At 40.7% G+C, this 1,626-nt stretch carries 1 protein-coding gene and 1 pseudogene; both read left to right on the top strand.

Annotation, left to right across the window (positions count from 1 at the left end; genetic code table 11):
* Positions 1-723, top strand: a 723-nt coding sequence (locus tag ACFIL8_RS10045) for a toprim domain-containing protein (protein WP_375689649.1), incomplete at its 5' end; no start/stop codon positions are given.
* Positions 720-1,626, top strand: a pseudogene (locus ACFIL8_RS10040) (DUF3987 domain-containing protein); the annotation flags it as partial. The gene ACFIL8_RS10045 and the pseudogene ACFIL8_RS10040, both read left to right, overlap by 4 nt.

Raw genomic sequence — 1,626 nt, 5'->3', positions numbered from 1 at the left:
GAGATCATACAAGCGCTCATTAGAATTGGCTTGCTTGGAAAACAAGCCTTTTTTGATAAAGCTTATGATCAGACGCTCTCTTTCTCAAAACAGTTTTGTGCTGATCTCAAACAAGCAAAAAGGAAAGCAGAGAAAGCAAAAGTAATTTGGCAACAAAGCCAACCAATTAAAAACACTTTAGCAGAAACCTATTTACGTATGCGTGGGATCACGTGTGATTTGCCTGCTGATTTACGTTTTCATAGCAAATGTCCACACCCCTCTGGAGTTACACTACCCGCGTTGGTTGCTCTTGTTAAGGGGGCTGGCTCCTTTGCCATTCATAGAACCTTTTTAAAAGACAATGGCTGCAAAACAGATCAAAAACCAGCCAAAGCTATGTTGGGATCTGTCACGGGTGGTGCTGTGCATTTAAGCCAAGCCAATCCAAAACATCTGGTCATTTGTGAGGGCATTGAAACCGGTCTGGCTCTGCTGTCTGGGCTGTTACCAGAGCCCGTGAATTTATGGGCGTCCCTTTCAACCCATGGCATGATGCATGTGAATTTACCTCCTACAAAAGGGCGTCTGACAATTGCAATGGATGGCGATGATGCTGGTCGTAAAGCAGGTTTTACCCTCGCTGCACGTGCCTATAGACAAGGCTTTGAGGTCTTTATCATGCAAGCCCCATACGGTCTAGATTTCAATGATGTTTTGATACGAAAAGGTATAAATAAATGAGAGAGAATAAAAACAATATTATAGATACCAACAATCAAAATGTTTCATGCAATGATAACGATAATGTTTTTTTAAATGATAAGACTTGTTTAGAAGCCATTCCTTATGAAATCGCATTGCAACAAAATGGTTGGGGGCAATTACAACCGATTGCTACGGCTCTCTTACCCGTCGAGCCTTTTAAAATATTCCTGCTTCCAACACCATTAATAAACTATGTTTATGACGTTGCTGATATTCAACAATCTTCTATCGATTTTGTTGCTGTTTCTGCTTTATGTGGATTGTCTGCTGTCATTGGAAATGGCGTGCGGATTGCTCCAAAACAACATGATGATTGGAAGATTGTCCCTAATCTCTGGGGGGCTCTTATTGGTCAACCTTCAACCATGAAAACACCTACCATGCAAGCCGCTTTAACTCCTATCACTTGCCTCCAAAAGAAATGGTATAAAGACTGGCTAAAGCAGAAAGAGAGACAAGAAATTGAAGAGATACTTGAAACTTTAGACAAATTCGAAAAGAAAAAACAAGCCCATAAAGCAATAAAAAAAGGAGATCTTGAAACAGCCCATGCTCTTTTGTCTGAAACCCTCTCTAAAGACAATGCGCGTGATGAGGATGTCTCTCGTTTTATTGTCAATGATGTGACCGTCGAAAAGCTTGGGGAACTTTTAAAAGAAAACCCCGTGGTCTCTTGATGGTGCGTGATGAATTATCCGGTTTCTTAACAGATATGGAAAGAAAGGAATATCAAACAGACCGTTCCTTTTATTTGGAAGCTTTTAATGGAGATGGTCAATTTACTTATGACCGGATTGGGCGGGGAACCATTTTTATTCCCAATGCAACCATTTCCATTATTGGGGGCATTCAACCTTCACGGATTATTCCCATTATTCA

This window comes from Bartonella sp. AP57NXGY (assembly GCF_042195805.1).
Lineage (GTDB): Bacteria > Pseudomonadota > Alphaproteobacteria > Rhizobiales > Rhizobiaceae > Bartonella.
Note: the sequence above shows the minus strand (reverse complement) of the source record. Positions and strands in the feature narration are given on the sequence as shown.